Origin of the sequence: Streptomyces sp. NBC_00249 (assembly GCF_026342355.1) — a bacterium.
In the GTDB taxonomy this organism is placed as follows: Bacteria; Actinomycetota; Actinomycetes; order Streptomycetales; family Streptomycetaceae; genus Streptomyces.
This window is the reverse complement of the sequence record NZ_JAPEMV010000007.1, coordinates 365,752-381,220: the sequence shown is the minus strand read 5'-3', so window position 1 is coordinate 381,220 and position 15,469 is coordinate 365,752. Positions and strand designations below refer to the sequence as shown.

Below are 15,469 nucleotides of genomic sequence, written 5' to 3'. Positions count from 1 at the left end.
GCGGTCTCCTCCTGTCCGTGGGTGGATGGGCGGCGCTGGTCGGTCTCGGGGCTCGGGGCTCAGATCTGGATGTCGACGAGGTACGGGCCGGGGTGGGCCAGCATCCGCTGCACCGCCGCCACCGCCTCGTCCGGCTTCTCCACGCGCGTCCCGTCGGCGCCCAGCGCCCGGGCCAGCCCCGCGAAGTCGATCTCGGGGTGCGAGAGGTCGAAGGACCCCGGGAAGGGGTGCTCGGCGATGTCCCGCTCCCGCCAGTACTGGGCGATGTTGTCGTCGAGGAGCCGGTACTTGCGGTTGTTGCAGACCACGAACTTGGCGTCGATCCCGTGCCGGACCGCCGTCCACAGCGCCTGGTAGGTGTACATCGACCCGCCGTCGCCCGCGAAGCCGACGACGAGCCGGTCCGGGCGGGCCAGCTTGGCGCCGACCGCCCCCGGGAAGCCGACGCCCAGCGACCCGCCCCGGGTGAGGTGGTAGTCGCCCGGGCGCTCCGCCGGCAGGTACCGGGTGACCAGCGGGGAGGTGGTCAGCGCCTCGTCGAAGACGATGAGGTCCCCGCCGGTGCGCTCGGCCAGCGTCCGCAGGAAGACGCCCATCGGCGTGTCGTCGTCCGGCCGCGCGAGGGCCTCGCGGGCCCGCTCCCGGGTGCGTACGTCGAGCCGCGCGGCGGCGGCCGCCCGCCGGGCGGGGCTCATGCGCCGTTCCAGTACGCCGGCCAGCGCGCGCAGCGCCTGCTTCGGGTCCGCCGCGAGCCCGAGGTCCACCGGGTGGTTCTTGGCGATCTCGTAGGCGTTGAGGTCGATGTGGACGACCTTGGCGCCGGGCCGGAAGGGGCTCTCCAGCTCGGGGAACACCTCCGGGAAGACGTAGGTGCCGACGATCAGGACCCCGTCGGCCGCCCCGACGAGCTCCTTGCTGTGCGGGCCGAACATGTGGCCGCTCTGGCCCCGGCGCAGCGGGTGCGAGGCCGCGATGTTCACCTCGGAGGAGTCGACCTCGTAGACGTCGGCGCCCAGCAGCTCGGCGACGGCGGCGAGTTCGGCCTGCGCCCCGGAGAGCGCGACCCCGTCCCCGATGAGCAGGAGCGGCCGTTCGGCGTCGGCGAGCAGCTCGGCCGCCCGCCCCACCGAGGCGGGCGAGGGCGCGACGTCCGTGAGCGGCACCGTCGCGGGCAGGACGGGCTCGGAGTTGAGCTCGTCGAGCACGTCCATGGGCAGCGCCACGAACACCGGGCCGCGCGGCGGGGTCAGGGCGATCTTGACGGCCCGCCGGATCGTGCGCAGCACGGACCGGGGGTCGGTGACCCGGGTCGCGTACTTGGTCACGGGCTTGGCCATGGCGACCAGGTCGCAGGCCATCTGCGCGTCCATGGCGTCGTAGCGGACGCCGGCGTCGCCGGCGACCACGACGAGCGGGGTGTGGCCGCGCAGCGACTGGTACAGCATGCCGATGCCGTTGCCCAGGCCGACGCCGGAGTGCAGCTGGAGCAGGGCCGCGCCGCCGGTGGCGCGGGCATAGCCGTCGGCGATGCCCGCGGCGACGGTTTCCTGGAGGGCGAGGACGTAGTGGAAGTCCGGCGCCGCGTCCACCGCGTCGAGGAATCCCTGCTCCACCGTTCCCGGATTTCCGAACATGATATTCAGGCCGTCGGCCTTGAACTGCTCGATCAGCCTTTCCCGTCCGGGAGTGGCTTCGGCGTTCATGGAACTCCCCCTCTTTCCTGGCATGTTTCGGTTTTTACCAGCCGTAGCGGGTGAGACCGTCCTCCAGAACCTCCACGATCTTCTGCCCCGTGAGGTACGAGTCGGGGGTCGAGCGTCCGGTGACGAAGGGGTAGTCGACGATCACGGAGACCGGCTTCCCGAAATTCCCGTGATAGGCGCCGCGCGGGCCGGTCGCATCGCGCAGGATGTACTCCAGCGGGTACGGGGGCGGTCCCATGTTGAAGTCGGTACCGAGGAATCCGGTGCCGTCCTTGTAGTCGTACTCCTTGCAGTGGCCGGTCACGTGCTTGCCCCAGATGATGCTCCGGCGGTCGCTCCAGTCCCGGGCGAAGGCCAGGCAGGCCACGCCGTAGCACTCGGCGGCGACGACCTTGCCGGCCTTCTTGAAGGCCAGGATCAGGGCGTGCACGCGCTCGTTGTTGGCGAGGTCGGCGATCGGGCCGCTGCCGCCGACGATGAGGATCGCGTCGTAGTCCGCGATGTCGGCGTCGAGCTTGTCCAGGTCGCGGTGGTACTGCTCCAGCTTGCGCAGATAGCCCTCGTCGCTCGTGTACGGGCGCTCGGGCACCCATGCCTCGATGTCGAGCGGCGAGTCGAGCCGGCTCGACTGCTCGAACTCGCGGCCCAGCCGGGCGTTCTCCTCGGTGGTCACCGAGCGTCCCAGCGGGGGATCGATGTAGTTCGCGTCGAGGCTCGGCGGAAGTGCGTGCGCACGCTTTCCGGTCGGCGTGGCGAATACGATCTCGTAGCCCCGCTCGTCGAACTTGGAAACGGGTCCGATGAGTTCCTCGGCCCAGTAACCGTGTTCGGAGACAATGACCAGAATCTTTCTGCTCACAGATTCCTCCAGGCGCCGCCTGTTGTCGTTGGCGTCACCCACACTGCGTGCGCCCAGGGCCTGCGTCAAAGGGCGTGAATGCGACTTCGTGAGGTAGCGGGCCAGCTGGTCGGGGCACCTCACCTAGTCGTCGGACGAGGTCATGAAGTAGCCGCCGGACTAAGTGACCTCGGCCGAATCGATGAACCTTTTGGAGATCGGCGGCCTATGGTCTGGACGCGCCGTGAATCACGGGCGCGGGGGGAGACACCAGTGCGCGAGGGAGAGGGACGGGGACGATGACGATGGAGCTGTTGTGCACACACGTCGACCAGATACGTCCGGTGAAGCCCGGTACCGAGGGGTGCGAGGAATGCCTCGTCTCCGGTGACACCTGGGTGCACCTGCGGATGTGCCTGAGCTGCGGCCATGTCGGATGCTGCGACTCGTCGAGGAACCGTCACGCCACACGGCACTTCAAGGCCACCGCGCACCCGATCGCGGCCTCGCACGAGCCCGGTGAGGACTGGGCCTGGTGCTACGCCGACCAGCTGATGCTGGACCCGGCGTGAGCCCGGCCCCGGAGCGCGCCGCCGCTCCCTCCTCCGCCTCCGCTCCGGCTTCCCCCTCGGCTTCGTCCGCGGCCGCCACGACGGCCGCCGCCACCGAGCGGGCCGAGAACCGCAAGCCCGTCATCCTGGCCGTGGACGACGACCCGCAGGTGCTGCGCGCCGTCCGCCGGGACCTGCGCAGTGCCTACGGGGACCGCTACCGGGTCCTCGGCGCCTCCTCGGCCGCCGACGCCCTGAAGATCCTGGACTCCCTCGACGAGCGCGGCCACGACCCGGCGCTGTTCCTCGTCGACCAGCGGATGCCCGACGTCACCGGCGTGGAGTTCCTCCTCGAAGCCGTCAGCCGCTTCCCGGACGCCCGCCGCGTCCTACTGACCGCGTACGCCGAGACGGACGCGGCCATCACCGCCATCAACCGGGTCCGGCTGGACTACTACCTGCTCAAGCCCTGGGACCCGCCGCACGAGAGGCTCTTCCCGGTCCTGGACGACCTGCTGTCGGACTGGCTGGCCACCTACCGCCCGGCCTACGACGGGATCATCGTCGCGGGCCACCTGGTCTCCCCCGGCACCCACGCCGTCCGGGACTTCTTCACCCGCAACGGCCAGCCGTTCCGCTTCCTGAACGTCGAGCGGGACCCCGAGGCGCTGACCGTGATCGCCGCCGCGCAGGCCGACGCGGCGCTCCCCCTGGTCCGCTTCCCGGACGGGTCGGTGCTGTCCGCCCCCAGCGACACCGAGCTCGCCCGCCGCCTGGGCCTGGCCACCACCGCCTCGCGCCCGCACTACGAGTGCGTCATCGTCGGCGCCGGCCCGGCCGGCCTCGCCGCCGGGGTCTACTCGGCGTCCGAGGGCCTGTCCACTCTGATGCTGGACTCCCGCGCCCCGGGCGGCCAGGCGGGCACCTCCAGCCTGATCGAGAACTACCTCGGCTTCCCCTCGGGCCTCTCGGGCGGGGACCTGACCCGCCGGGCCACGATCCAGGCCTCCCGGTTCGGCGCCGAGATCCTGCACCCGGTGGAGGTGGTCTCGCTGACCCGGGACGACCCGGCGAAGATCCTGACCCTGGCGGACGGTACGGAGATCAGCGCGGAGACGGTGCTGCTGGCGACCGGGGTCTCGTACAACCGCCTCCAGGCCCCCGGCGCGGACCGCTTCGAGGGCGCGGGCCTGTACTACGGCGCGGCCACCACGGAGAGCTCGGCCTGCATCTCGCAGCACGTGTTCATCGTGGGCGGCGCCAACTCGGCCGGCCAGGCGGCGGTGCACTTCGCCAAGTACGCGGCCCGGGTGACGATCCTGGTGCGCGCGGACTCCCTGGACGCGAGCATGTCCCGCTACCTGATCGACGAGATCGACCGCACCCCGAACATCGAGGTCAGGGTGCGCACCACGGTGGTCGCGCTGGACGGCGACGAGCATCTGGAGCGGATCACCCTGCACGACTCCGACACCGGCGCGGACACCGAGACCCCGGCCCGGTTCATGTTCACCTTCATCGGGGCCCGCCCGCACACGGACTGGCTGGCCGGGGTGGTCGAGCGCGACGAGTACGGCTTCGTCCTCACCGGCTCCGACCTGATCGCGAACGGCGGTGAACTCCCGGCGGAGTGGAGCCTGGAGCGGGCCCCGTACCCGCTGGAGACGAGCGTCCCCGGGGTCTTCGCGGCGGGCGACGTACGGGCCCACTCGGTCAAGCGGGTCGCCTCGGGCGTCGGCGAGGGAGCCATGGCGGTCTCCCTGATCCACCGCTACCGCTCGATGGGCTGAGAGCGAACGGGATTCCCCCCGCCGGCCCTTGCGATCAAGAGGAGAACGGATGCAACGTTGATTACATGATTACAGCCGAACAGAGCGAGCAGCTCCGCGCGTGGTTCGCCGAGCGTCTGCCGGTGGACGTCTACGAATCCCTCGTGTCGGTCACGGTCGACCGCGAGGAGATCACCGTCGTCGGCACCGTCCCGGCGGCCGAGTCGGTCAAGGAGTTCCGCGAACGCACCCGTGAGCAGCGCGTCGAGGTGGCGCGCGAGGCCGAGGAGCTCTACCGCCGCAAGGTGGCCTGGGGCGTGAGGTCGGGTGAGGAGACGACCCTCTTCACCCACCTCGCCGTCCCCGTCATGACCCGGCTGCGCCAGTCCGAGCGGCAGGTCCTCGACACCCTGGTCGCGGGCGGCGTGGCGCGCAGCCGGGCCGACGCCCTGGCCTGGTGTGTGCGCCTCGTCGGGAAGAACACCGACACCTGGCTCGCCGAACTGCGGGACTCCCTCGACAAGGTGCAGCAGGTACGCGCCCAGGGGCCGGACGTCGACATCCAGAAGTCGGAGTCCGAGTAGGGGAAACCGTCACCGGGCACGCATGATCCCGGAAGGGTAGCCGGGACCACCTGATCCCAGGGAGAGGCACGCACACCATGACCACCACCGTCGAGTACATCCGCTACAAGATCGCCTCGGATGACCAGCAGGCGTTCGAGGACGCGTACGCCCGGGCGGCCGAGGCCCTGGCCGCCTCACCCGAATGCATCGACTACGAGCTGGCCCACAACACGGACGACGCGGAGAAATACATCCTCCGCATCCGCTGGACCTCGGTCGACGCCCACCTGAACGGCTTCCGCAAGGGCGAGCACTTCCCGGCGTTCTTCAGCGCGATCCGCCCGTACGTGACCAACATCGAGGAGATGCAGCACTACTCCGCGACCGCCGTCTCCGGTCCGGGAAAGGCCGCCGGTCAGTCATGAGCACCACGCCCACCATCTACGAGTGGATGGGCGGCGAGGAGGCGATGGACCGCCTCACCGACGCCTTCTACGCGCACGCCCTGAGCGACGAGATCCTGGCCCCCGTCTTCGAGGGCATGGACGCGGAGCACCCGCACCACGTGGCGGTGTGGCTGGCGGAGGTCTTCGGCGGCCCCGCCGCCTACTCCGCGCACCACGGCGGCCACCAGCACATGGCGACCAAGCACCTGGGCCGCGCCATCACCGAGAAGCAGCGCCGCCGCTGGGTGGACCTGCTGCTGGACACGGCCGACGAGGTCGGCCTGCCGACGGACCCGGAGTTCCGCGCGGTGTTCGTCTACTACATCGAGTGGGGCACCCGGATGGCCCTGATCTACTCCGGCCCCAACCCGCCACCGGTGGACGCGGCCAAAATCCCCGTCTGGTCCTGGGGCCAGACCCCACCGTGGGTCCCGAAAACAGCGACCCCCGAATAACCCAGTGGGGGCGGCCCAAACCGCCCCCACACCCACCGGCCCCACCAAACCCAGCCCCGCCGGCCCCATCCAGCCTCGCCGGCGTTTGAGGCGCGGGGGTCCGGGGGCTGGCCCCCGGCAACGCACCCGCACCCGAAGGCCCACGTCGGCCAAATCCAGCCCCGCCGGCGTTTGAGGCGCGGGGTCTGGGGCGGAGCCCCAGGTTCCTTCAGCCCCGCCGGCGCCCGGAGCCCCCGACCGGCTCCGGACCCGCGAGGAGCACGGTCAGCGGCGCAGCCCCCTCGGCCTCCCGCCAGAAGTCGACGGACTCCTCCAGGATCTCCCGCAGGGTCTCCCAGTCCCCGGCCCGCTCGGCGGCGTACCCACGCCAGGAAGTCACCACGAGCAGCCGCCCGGGGGCATCCGGCAACCACGACAGGTCGACCAGTACGTCGGCCAGCGCGTCCCAGTTCCCCCCGAACCACTCCGGCACCCGCAGCGCGTCCCCGCACCGCCGCATCAGCGCCGCCTTGCTCCGTACGCCGTCCAGGTCCAGCCGTACGACGGTCCAGCCGGCTTCCTCGGCCGCGGCCACCGCGGGGGCGAGCGGCTGCGGGTCCAGGCTCATCGGAGCACCGCCTTGAAGGTCTGGTAGTGGTCGTCCGTCCAGTAGAACTCGCCGCCCTGCCCGGTCACGATCCGGCGGGCCCCACGGTCGCGTTCGCCCGGGGTCTTCACGGTGAACTCGTGGTAGTAACCGCGTTTCCGCTTCGGCAGGACCTTCTCGAAGTTCCCGAAGACGGTCCCGTCCTGCCGGTACGCGTACGGCCCGCCCTTGTCGATGAGCGCGAGCACCTCCCGCGCCTGCTGCGGCAGCGCGTCGGCCCGTACGGTGGCCATCCCCTTCGCCCAGGCGGGCGGCGCGGAGCCGCCCGAGGGCCGGTCCGGCGACGGCGACGACGGGTTGTCAGCGGCGCTGGCGGCAGCGGACGGCGGGGCCGGGGCGGACGTCCCGCCACAGCCCACCGCGCCGATCAGCGCGGCACAGAGGAACAGGGCCCCCAGCACACGCAGCAACGATCGGGGCACGTTCCGAAAGATCATGCACCGATCGTGCCAAATATCCGATTCGCTCGCGAATCGCCTGGTGACGTCAGAGCGCGGACATCTTGGTGTAGGGAGCCAGGACTCGTTTCTGGACCGACCCGAAGTCGACGAGGACGGCGATCCCCTCCTCGATACCGACGACACGGCCGAGGCCGTGCTCGTCGTGACTCACCCGGTCGCCGACGCTGAACTGCCGGAGCGGCGGTTCCACGGGGGCCTTGAACGGGCTGGACGGCAAATGGCGGCGAGGTACTGCTGACTTAGTCATTGAATCCAGTATGCGCCCCCGGAGCCGCCCCGCGGCCCGCTGTTCGGGTCTCGATTGCGGCAACATCCGCCTCGGACGCCCTCGCGGGCACCCCGTCAGTCGTCCGGGTCGGCCCGGTCCAGCGCCGGCCGCAGTCCCGGCGCGGACTCGGTGAGCAGGTAGTCCGCGACGGCCGTGTCCGTGACGAGGCTGGTGACCAGCCCCGAACGGAGCACCGCACCGATCGCGGAGGCCTTGCGCAGCCCGCCCGCGATGGCCACGACCTCGGGGATCCGGCGCAGCCGGTCGGCCTCGACGGTGATGCACCGCTCGCCGAGGTCGCGTCCGACCCGACGCCCTTCGGAGTCGAACAGATGGGCGGACATCTCGGCGGCGACGCCCAGCGAGGCGTAGTGCGCCCGCTCCTCGTCGGTGAGCATGTCGTGGACGGTCGAGATGCCCGGCTCCCACGAACCGATCGACACGGCGGCGACGGTGACCTTGTCGAAGTACTCGAAGGCCCGCGCGATCCCCGTCTGGCTGCGCAGCGCCGCCGCGGTGGCCGGGTCGGGCAGCAGCATGGGGGCGTAGATCGGGTGCGCGTCCCCGCCCGACACCTGGGCGGCCCTGCGTACGGCCTCCACGGACCCGCGCTCGGCGGTGCCCGCGTCGTAGACGCCGGTCAGCTGGACGACCGTGCAGGGGGGCAGCCGGTGCAGGGAGGCGGCCATGTGGATGGTCGAGCGCCCCCACGCCAGTCCGAGGACGTCGCCCTCGTTGACCAGTTCGCCCAGCAGGTCGGCCGCGACGGCGCCCAGGTTCTCCGGGTCCGGCGCGTCCTCGGTGGCGTCGGCCGGGGACTCGACCACGACGGCGTGCCGCAGCCCGTACCGGGCGCGCAGCGCGTCGGAGCGCTCCGCGTCCAGTTCGGCCGGCACCCGGATCTCGATCCGTACCAGGTCACGTTCGAGGGCGGTCTCCAGGACCCGGGCCACCTTGAAGCGGCTGACGCCGAACTCCTCGGCGATCTGGATCTTGGACTTGCCCTCCAGGTAGAAGCGGCGGGCCATGGCCGCCGCCTGCACCAGCTCCGCGGGTCCCATCCGCAGGGCTGACCGTCCCGCCGACATTGCAGACACCGCGTTCTCCTCACTGCTGTTCACACTGTCGTGTTCACACTCTCGACTCGCCGTTCATCCTGTCAGATCCGACGGCCGTTGATCAGCCTGGACGGCTTCCGTTCACCGAGCTGTTCACCAACGCTTGGTTCAGTGGTCGCAAGCCCAGGGCGCCGCGGCGATCGCCGCACCCGCCTGGTCACGCAGAGTCCGCACGGCGGCCGCCGGGTCGACCGCCCCGTAGACCGCGCTGCCCGCCACGAACACGTCCGCGCCGGCCTCGGCGACCCGCTCGATGGTCGAGGCCGAGACCCCTCCGTCGACCTGGAGCCAGAGCTCCAGACCGTGCTTGGCGATCAGCTCCCGGGTCCGGCGGACCTTGGGCAGCATGATGTCGAGGAAGGACTGGCCGCCGAATCCGGGCTCGACCGTCATGATCAGCACCATGTCGAGCTCGGGGAGGATGTCCTCGTACTGCTCGATGGGGGTGCCGGGCTTGAGGGCCATGGCCGCTCGGGCCCCCATGGCCCGGATCTCCCGCGCGAGGCGCACCGGCGCGGCGGCGGCCTCGGCGTGGAAGGTGACCGAACCGGCACCGGCCTCCACGTACTGCGGCGCCCAGCGGTCCGGGTCCTCGATCATCAGGTGCAGGTCCAGCGGGATGTCCGTGGCGCGGCTCAGGGACTCCACGATCGGGACACCGAGGGTCAGGTTCGGGACGAAATGGTTGTCCATCACGTCGACGTGCAGCCAGTCGGCCCCCTCGACGGCCTTCGCCTCGTCGGCGAGTCTGGCGAAGTCGGCGGACAGGATGCTGGGATTGATCTGAACGGCCATGCCCCCAAGCCTGCCATGCCCCCGGCCGGTTCCGGCCATGGCCCCGGATGTCAGGATCCCCGTAGCACGCCTTAAATGATCATGGCGCACATGTCACGCCTCCTGCAAGGTGCGATCACGCCCGAGGCAGGGCGCGAAACCCCCTCCTCCCCGACCCGGCGGCTCGTATCCTGACCGGACATCGCAGGCGGGCACCGACGGGGGGTGGGCCGTGGAGCGCGGGGACTTGCTCGCGGGCCGGTACGAGATGGTCGAGCGGCTCGGCCGCGGCGGCATGGGCGAGGTGTGGGCGGGGCGCGACCGCGACCTGCGCCGCGACGTCGCAGTGAAACTGCTCGTCCCCGGCCACGAGGCCGTCCGCGAACTGGCGCTGCGGTTCCAACGCGAGGCGGTCGCCGCCGCGCAGATCAACCATCCCCGGGTCGCGGCCCTGTACGACCGGGGCGTGCACGAGGACCTCCTGTTCCTGGTCATGGAGAAGGTGGACGGACCCACCCTCGGCGAGGTCCTGCGCGACGGGGGCCCGATGGAACCGGACCGCGCCATGACGGTCGCCCTTGGGATCTGCGCGGCCCTGGTGGCAGCCCACCGGGCCGGCGTCATCCACTACGACATCAAGCCGGGCAACGTGATGCTCACCTCCGACGGCCAGGTGAAGGTCGTCGACTTCGGGATCGCCGGCTTCGCCCAGACCGCGTTCACCCTGGCCGGGTCCTCCCGGCTGACCCCGGCCGGGACGTACGAGTACGGCGCACCGGAACAGTTCCTCACCGAGCACGGCGACGAACGCTCGGACCTGTACGCGCTCGGCAGCGTGCTCTTCGTCCTGCTCACCGGCCGCCCGCCGTTCACCGCGCACCACCCCATGGCACTCCTGCTCCGCAAACGGGACGAGGAGGCACCGCGCCTCGACCCGCTGCGGCCGGGGCTGCCGGCCGGCCTGTCCGACCTCGTCGCCGCACTCCTGGAGCGCGACCCCGCCCGCCGGCCCCGGTCGGCGGCGGAGGTCCACGACCGCCTGGGCCGCCTCCTGGCGCCGTCGGCCTCCCACTCCCCCACCGTCCGGGACTCCGGCCAGGACGCCCGCGCGGCACTGCGGGCGAGGTTCGCCGCCGGAGCCCGGCAGCTGGCGACACCGCCCCCGGCCCGTGGGACGGCGGGAGGCCCCACGGAGCCTGCCGTCCGCCCCCCGGGCGTCGCCGGCCCGGCCACCCCCTTCGCCATGGACTGGGCGGGCACGGAGCCCCTCGGCTCCTACGCCGCCGGGCCCACCCGGCCGGGCCGCTGGACGCGGGCGTTCCTGTGGACGGTCGCCGCGGCGGCCGTCGTCGGCATCCCGCTCCGGACGGGGCTCGCCTCCCCGGACGCTCCCGGCGGCGCCGCCAGCGCGTGGATGTTGCTCCCCGTCCTCGGCGGCGGGCTGTGCGCCCTCGTCGCCCTCGGCTACCTGGCCCTCGCGCTCACCGGCGCGTTCCAGGAGGCGCGGCACGCGAGGATGCCGAAGCGGGAGGTCCCCTGGGGCCTGGCGGTCGGCCCGGACGGCATCGTGGCGACCGGTGCGGCCGGCCGGCGGGCGTACGCCTGGGAGCAGGTCAAGTTCGCCCTCGTCGAGGAGATCCAGGGGACACCGCCCTACCGGTACACGGGACTGCACGTCTCCCTGGTGTCCGGCGCCGGCACCCCGGCCGTCCTGCGGCCGGCCGGATGGATGTACCACGAGCCGGGGACGCTCACCGCGCGCCGCGGGGGCCGCTTCCCCGTCTGCGTCCTCGGTCCCATGACCGAGCTCCAGCGGACCGCCCTGACGGACGCGTTCGCGGCGTACGCCTCCCGCCAGTGGATGGGTGCCTCCTTCACCACGCTCCCCGTCGGCCTGTGACCGCCGGCTTCGCCGTCGGCCCCGGACACGCCTGGTACCGGGGCCCGTCGGGGCACGGCGGCGCGCACGCCCATGCCGCCTTCCAGCTCGCCCTGGCCGTCGGGGGCGAGGGCGGCGAGGTGGAGATGGTGGACGCGTCGGGGGTCCACCACCGCTCCGCGGTGCTGGTCGTGCCGCCGATGGTCCGGCACCGGCTGCTCCCCGTGCCGGAGCTGCTCACCTTCTACGTCGAGCCCCACTGCGCCTTCGCCGACCGGCTACGGGAGCGCTGCGCGGACGGGATCACCGCGGCCCCCGCACTGCGCGGTCTGCGCGTGGAGGAGGTGCGCCGGGCCACCGGGCAGCCGTCCGCGGTGCTGGACGGCCGCCTGGTCGCCGCCCTGGACGTCCTGGCCCGGGGGCGGCCGGCGATGCCGGAGGTGGCCGCCTCGGTCGGGCTCTCCCCGCAGCGGCTGCGGGCCCTGGCCCGGCGCCAGCTGGGCATGCCGCTCGCCCGGTGGCGGATCTGGCAGCGGCTGACGGGCGCGGCCGAGGCCCTGCGCGAGGGCCTCCCGCCCGCGGAGGCGGCGGCCGTGGGCGGCTTCGCGGACCAGGCGCACTTCACCCGGCAGCTGCGCGAGATGACGGGCCTGACCCCCTCGGCGGTCCTGCCCGCCCTGCGTCCGCCGGACGGGCCGGGTCAGCCGCGCCGGGCGACGTAGACGGAGATCGATCCGGTGAGCGTCGGGACGACCTCCGTCTCCCGGACGTCCTGGAACCCCGCCTCCCGGATCAGCCCCGGCAGGATCCCGTCGGCGTTCGGCTGGGTGTCCTCGCGGCCGTCCGCCAGCTGGACGGTGCGGAAGGCCAGGCGCATGCGCCGGGTCCGCTGGAGCCCGTAGTCGACGAGGACGAGGCGCCCGCCGGGCCGCAGCACCTCGGCCGCCGAGGCGAGGACGGCCCGCTTCATGGCGAGCGGGCACTGGTGCAGGACGAGGCTGGAGACCACGGTGTCCGCCGTCCCCGCGCCCAGCAGCCACGCCACTTCGTCCCCCGTGCCCTTCAGCCACCGGGGCGCCACACCGGCGGCCCCGGCCTTGAGCCGCGCGGCCTCCAGCACGGCGGGGTCGGGATCGATCCCGGTGACCCGCGCCGCCGGTTCGATCCGGCTGAGCAGCACCGCCAGCGAGCCGGTGCCGCAGCCCACGTCGACGATCGCCTCGTCGGGCCGCGGCGCCACATGGGCGACGGCCAGGGCCCGCCAGAGCCGCTCCCGCGTCAGCGCGATCAGCGGGTCGTAGAAACGCGTGGGCGCGAGCCGCCCCAGCGCGGGGGTGAACGGTGTCGTCTGCGTGGTCGGTGTCATGCCCGCAGTCTCGGAGCCCGGCCACCCGCCCGTCTTGAACGAACCGCTCGCCCCGCCGGAGACGGCCTACGCCGTGCGGCGCAGCAGGGCCAGGTACATCGCGTCCGTGCCGTGCAGGTGGGGCCACAGCTGGACGTCCGGGCCGTCGCCCAGCGCCGGTACGCCCTCCATGTACGGGCGGGCGTCGACCAGTTCGGCCGAGACGGGCTCCGCGCCCGCGCCGCGCCCCTTGAGGACGTCCTCCACGACCACCCGGGTCTCGGCCAGGTGCGGGGAGCAGGTCGCGTAGCCCACGACGCCGCCCACCCGTACGGCGGCGAGTGCCTCGCGCAGCAGCGCGCGCTGGAGCGGGGCGAAGCCCTCCAGGTCCTCGGGGCGCCGACGCCAGCGGGCCTCGGGTCGGCGCCGCAGCGCGCCCAGGCCGGAGCAGGGGACGTCGACCAGGACCCGGTCGAAGGAGCCCGGCAGCCACGGCGGGCGGGTGCCGTCGGCGGCGATGACCTGGTACGGGCCCGGGTTGCCGGCGAGTGCCCGCTCGACGAGGCGCGCCCGGTGCGGCTGCTTCTCGGAGGCCAGCAGGAAGGCTCCGCGCCGTGCGGCGAGCGCGCCCAGCAGGGCCGCCTTGCCGCCCGGTCCTGCGCAGCCGTCGAGCCAGCGCGCGTCACGGCCCTCGATCGGTACGGCCGCCAGGGCCATCGCCACCAGCTGGCTGCCCTCGTCCTGGACGCCGGCGCGGCCCTCGCGGACCGCCTCCAGCGCGCCCGGCTCGCCGCCCTCGGCCATCCGGACCGCGTACGGGGACCAGCGGCCCGGGAGTGCCGAGTCCTCGCCCACGGCCTCCAGCAGCTCCTGCTGCGTGGACCGGCCCGGCCGTGCGACGAGGGTGACCTCGGGCCGCTCGTTGTCGGCTTCGAGGAGGTCCTCGATGCCCGCACGGCCGCCGCCGAGGGCGTCCCAGAGGGCGCTCACGACCCAGCGGGGGTGGGAGTGGTAGACCGCGAGGTGTTCCTCGGCGTCGTCCTCGTAGGGCGGTGCGACCTTCTCCAGCCAGGTGTCGAGGTCGTGCGCGGAGATCTTGCGCAGTACGGCGTTGACGAACTTCGCGCGCCCGTCGCCGAGCACCACCCGGGCCAGTTCGACGCTGGCCGAGACGGCCGCGTGCGTGGGGATGCGGGTGCCGAGGAGCTGGTGGGCGCCCAGTGCGAGCACGTCCAGGACGGGCGGGTCCACCTCGCGCAGCGGCCGGTCGATGCAGGCCTTGATCACGGCGTCGTAGGTGCCCTGGCGGCGCAGGGTGCCGTAGACCAGCTCGGTGGCCAGGGCGGCGTCGCGGTCCTGGAAGCTCTCGTCCTGGCGGGCCTTCTTCAGCAGCGGGGGCAGGACCAGGTTCGCGTACGCGTCGCGCTCGTCCACCGCCCGCAGCACCTCGAAGGCCAGCATCCGGACGGGGTCCTTCTGCGGCCGGCGGTACGGCCTGGCCTGCTTGCCGGACGGCTTGCCGGCGCCTGCGGCTGCGGGACGACGACGGGGCTGTTCGCTCACGTGAAAGGTGCTCCGGGGTTACGAGGTGCTGCGGGGGAACGAAGTACTGCGGAAGGCTTCGGGATCAGCCTACGTCGGCCCCGCCCAGGCGCTCGCCGGGAGCGATCCGCACCCCGCGGGCCCAGTCGGCGCCCTTCATCGGCTTCTTGCCCTGCGGCTGCACCCACAGCAGCTCCACGGCGTGCGAGCCGGTGCCGACGTAGACGTTGTTCTTCGCCGGGGCCAGCGCGCCGGGCTCCAGGTCCGTGCGGTCGGGGACGAGCCCGACGGAGATCAGCTTGAGCCGCTCGCCCCGGAAGACGGTCCACGCGCCCGGCGCCGGGGTGCAGCCGCGCACGACCCGGTCGGCTCGCAGCGCGGGGGCCTTCCAGTCGATCCGCGCGTCCTCGACGCTGATCTTCGGCGCGAGGGAGATCCCGTCGGCGGGCTGCGGGACGGCGCGCAGGGTGCCGTCCTCGATGCCGTCCATGGTCGCGGAGAGCAGGCCGGCGCCGGCGAAGGCGAGCCGGGTCAGCAGGTCGCCGCTGGTGTCGGTCGGGCGGATCTCCTCGGTGAGGATCCCGAAGACGGGGCCGGTGTCGAGCCCTTCCTCGATCCGGAAGGTGGAGGCGCCGGTGACCTGGTCGCCGGCCATGATCGACTGCTGGACGGGGGCCGCGCCGCGCCAGGCGGGCAGCAGCGAGAAGTGCAGGTTGACCCAGCCGTGGCGGGGGATGTCCAGGGCGCTCTTGGGGATCAGGGCTCCGTAGGCGACGACCGGGCAGCAGTCGGGCCCGATCTCGCGCAGCCGGGCCTGGAACTCCTCGTCGCGGGGCCGGACCGGCTTGAGGACCTCGATCCCCGCTTCCTCGGCCCGCTCGGCGACGGGGCTGGCGACGAGCCGCCGGCCGCGCCCGGCGGGGGCGTCGGGGCGGGTGATCACGGCCGCGATCTCGTGCCGCCCGGAGGCGATCAGGGCGTCCAGGGCGGGTACGGCGACCTCGGGGGTGCCTGCGAAGACGAGCTTCACCGGTTGCTACCTCGCTATCTCGGCTGTCAGCAGCGCACCAGTCTATGGGGCGTACGCACGGCCACCCACCTGTGGTGT

At 72.8% G+C, this 15,469-nt stretch carries 17 protein-coding genes; 7 read left to right on the top strand and 10 right to left on the bottom strand.

The genetic code is table 11. The annotated features are described in order from the left end of the window. Window positions 1-59: 59 nt before the first annotated feature. Both OOK31_RS29105 and OOK31_RS29100 read right to left on the bottom strand, forming a co-directional pair. Window positions 60-1,703, bottom strand: a complete 1,644-nt coding sequence (locus tag OOK31_RS29105) for a thiamine pyrophosphate-binding protein (RefSeq protein ID WP_267090337.1) — start codon at window positions 1,701-1,703, stop codon at window positions 60-62. A 34-nt stretch (window positions 1,704-1,737) separates the two neighbouring features. Further along, a complete protein-coding gene (locus OOK31_RS29100) occupies window positions 1,738-2,562 on the bottom strand; it encodes a type 1 glutamine amidotransferase domain-containing protein (RefSeq protein WP_267090336.1) in 825 nt (274 codons plus the stop codon). A 278-nt stretch (window positions 2,563-2,840) separates the two neighbouring features. Between OOK31_RS29100 and OOK31_RS29095 the strand changes: the two genes are divergently transcribed. The 5 genes from OOK31_RS29095 to OOK31_RS39445 all read left to right on the top strand — a co-directional run bounded on the left by OOK31_RS29095 (window position 2,841) and on the right by OOK31_RS39445 (window position 6,328). Next, window positions 2,841-3,113, top strand: coding sequence for a UBP-type zinc finger domain-containing protein (locus OOK31_RS29095; RefSeq protein ID WP_267090335.1), 273 nt, complete (start codon window positions 2,841-2,843; stop codon window positions 3,111-3,113). 125 nt (window positions 3,114-3,238) lie between these two features. After that, entirely contained in the window at window positions 3,239-4,882 is a 1,644-nt protein-coding gene (locus tag OOK31_RS29090; RefSeq protein ID WP_267090453.1) for an FAD-dependent oxidoreductase, read from the top strand. Between the two features lie 65 nt (window positions 4,883-4,947). Continuing rightward, window positions 4,948-5,445 carry a hypothetical protein gene (locus OOK31_RS29085; protein WP_267090334.1) on the top strand — a complete coding sequence of 166 codons (498 nt, stop codon included), beginning with the start codon at window positions 4,948-4,950 and terminating at the stop codon, window positions 5,443-5,445. A 77-nt stretch (window positions 5,446-5,522) separates the two neighbouring features. Further along, entirely contained in the window at window positions 5,523-5,852 is a 330-nt protein-coding gene (locus OOK31_RS39450; protein ID WP_323188264.1) for an antibiotic biosynthesis monooxygenase family protein, read from the top strand. Then, complete coding sequence (locus OOK31_RS39445; protein WP_323188263.1) at window positions 5,849-6,328, top strand: group II truncated hemoglobin; 480 nt, start codon at window positions 5,849-5,851, stop codon at window positions 6,326-6,328. Before OOK31_RS39450 ends, OOK31_RS39445 begins: the two co-directional genes overlap by 4 nt. 208 nt (window positions 6,329-6,536) lie before the next feature. Here the strand turns inward: OOK31_RS39445 and OOK31_RS29075 are convergent, their stop codons facing one another. From OOK31_RS29075 to rpe, 5 genes are all read right to left on the bottom strand, one after another. Beyond that, entirely contained in the window at window positions 6,537-6,935 is a 399-nt protein-coding gene (locus OOK31_RS29075; protein WP_267090333.1) for a barstar family protein, read from the bottom strand. Further along, window positions 6,932-7,411, bottom strand: coding sequence for a ribonuclease domain-containing protein (locus OOK31_RS29070; RefSeq protein ID WP_267090332.1), 480 nt, complete (start codon window positions 7,409-7,411; stop codon window positions 6,932-6,934). The genes OOK31_RS29075 and OOK31_RS29070 overlap by 4 nt, the downstream gene beginning before the upstream one ends. A gap of 49 nt (window positions 7,412-7,460) precedes the next feature. Then, on the bottom strand, window positions 7,461-7,682 hold the full coding sequence (locus OOK31_RS29065; RefSeq protein WP_266578279.1) for a CarD family transcriptional regulator: 222 nt from the start codon (window positions 7,680-7,682) through the stop codon (window positions 7,461-7,463). 95 nt (window positions 7,683-7,777) lie between these two features. Then, window positions 7,778-8,824 (bottom strand): sugar-binding transcriptional regulator, encoded by a 1,047-nt coding sequence (locus OOK31_RS29060; RefSeq protein WP_078950459.1) that lies wholly within the window; start codon window positions 8,822-8,824, stop codon window positions 7,778-7,780. 105 nt (window positions 8,825-8,929) lie between these two features. After that, window positions 8,930-9,616: a ribulose-phosphate 3-epimerase gene (rpe, locus tag OOK31_RS29055; protein ID WP_267090331.1), complete on the bottom strand. Its 687-nt coding sequence runs from the start codon at window positions 9,614-9,616 to the stop codon at window positions 8,930-8,932. Between the two features lie 211 nt (window positions 9,617-9,827). On the opposite strand from rpe, the gene OOK31_RS29050 reads away from it, so the two are divergent. Both OOK31_RS29050 and OOK31_RS29045 read left to right on the top strand, forming a co-directional pair. Further along, window positions 9,828-11,495: a serine/threonine-protein kinase gene (locus tag OOK31_RS29050; protein ID WP_267090330.1), complete on the top strand. Its 1,668-nt coding sequence runs from the start codon at window positions 9,828-9,830 to the stop codon at window positions 11,493-11,495. Then, window positions 11,492-12,196, top strand: a complete 705-nt coding sequence (locus tag OOK31_RS29045) for an AraC family transcriptional regulator (RefSeq protein WP_267090329.1) — start codon at window positions 11,492-11,494, stop codon at window positions 12,194-12,196. Before OOK31_RS29050 ends, OOK31_RS29045 begins: the two co-directional genes overlap by 4 nt. On the opposite strand, the gene OOK31_RS29040 is transcribed toward OOK31_RS29045, so the two are convergent. The 3 genes from OOK31_RS29040 to fmt all read right to left on the bottom strand — a co-directional run bounded on the left by OOK31_RS29040 (window position 12,175) and on the right by fmt (window position 15,391). Beyond that, a complete protein-coding gene (locus tag OOK31_RS29040) occupies window positions 12,175-12,840 on the bottom strand; it encodes a class I SAM-dependent methyltransferase (protein ID WP_267090328.1) in 666 nt (221 codons plus the stop codon). The two genes, OOK31_RS29045 and OOK31_RS29040, sit on opposite strands and share 22 nt — an antisense overlap. A 66-nt stretch (window positions 12,841-12,906) precedes the next feature. After that, on the bottom strand, window positions 12,907-14,382 hold the full coding sequence (locus tag OOK31_RS29035) for an RsmB/NOP family class I SAM-dependent RNA methyltransferase (protein WP_267090327.1): 1,476 nt from the start codon (window positions 14,380-14,382) through the stop codon (window positions 12,907-12,909). A 64-nt stretch (window positions 14,383-14,446) separates the two neighbouring features. Beyond that, a complete protein-coding gene (fmt, locus tag OOK31_RS29030) occupies window positions 14,447-15,391 on the bottom strand; it encodes a methionyl-tRNA formyltransferase (protein ID WP_267090326.1) in 945 nt (314 codons plus the stop codon). Window positions 15,392-15,469: the final 78 nt, after the last annotated feature.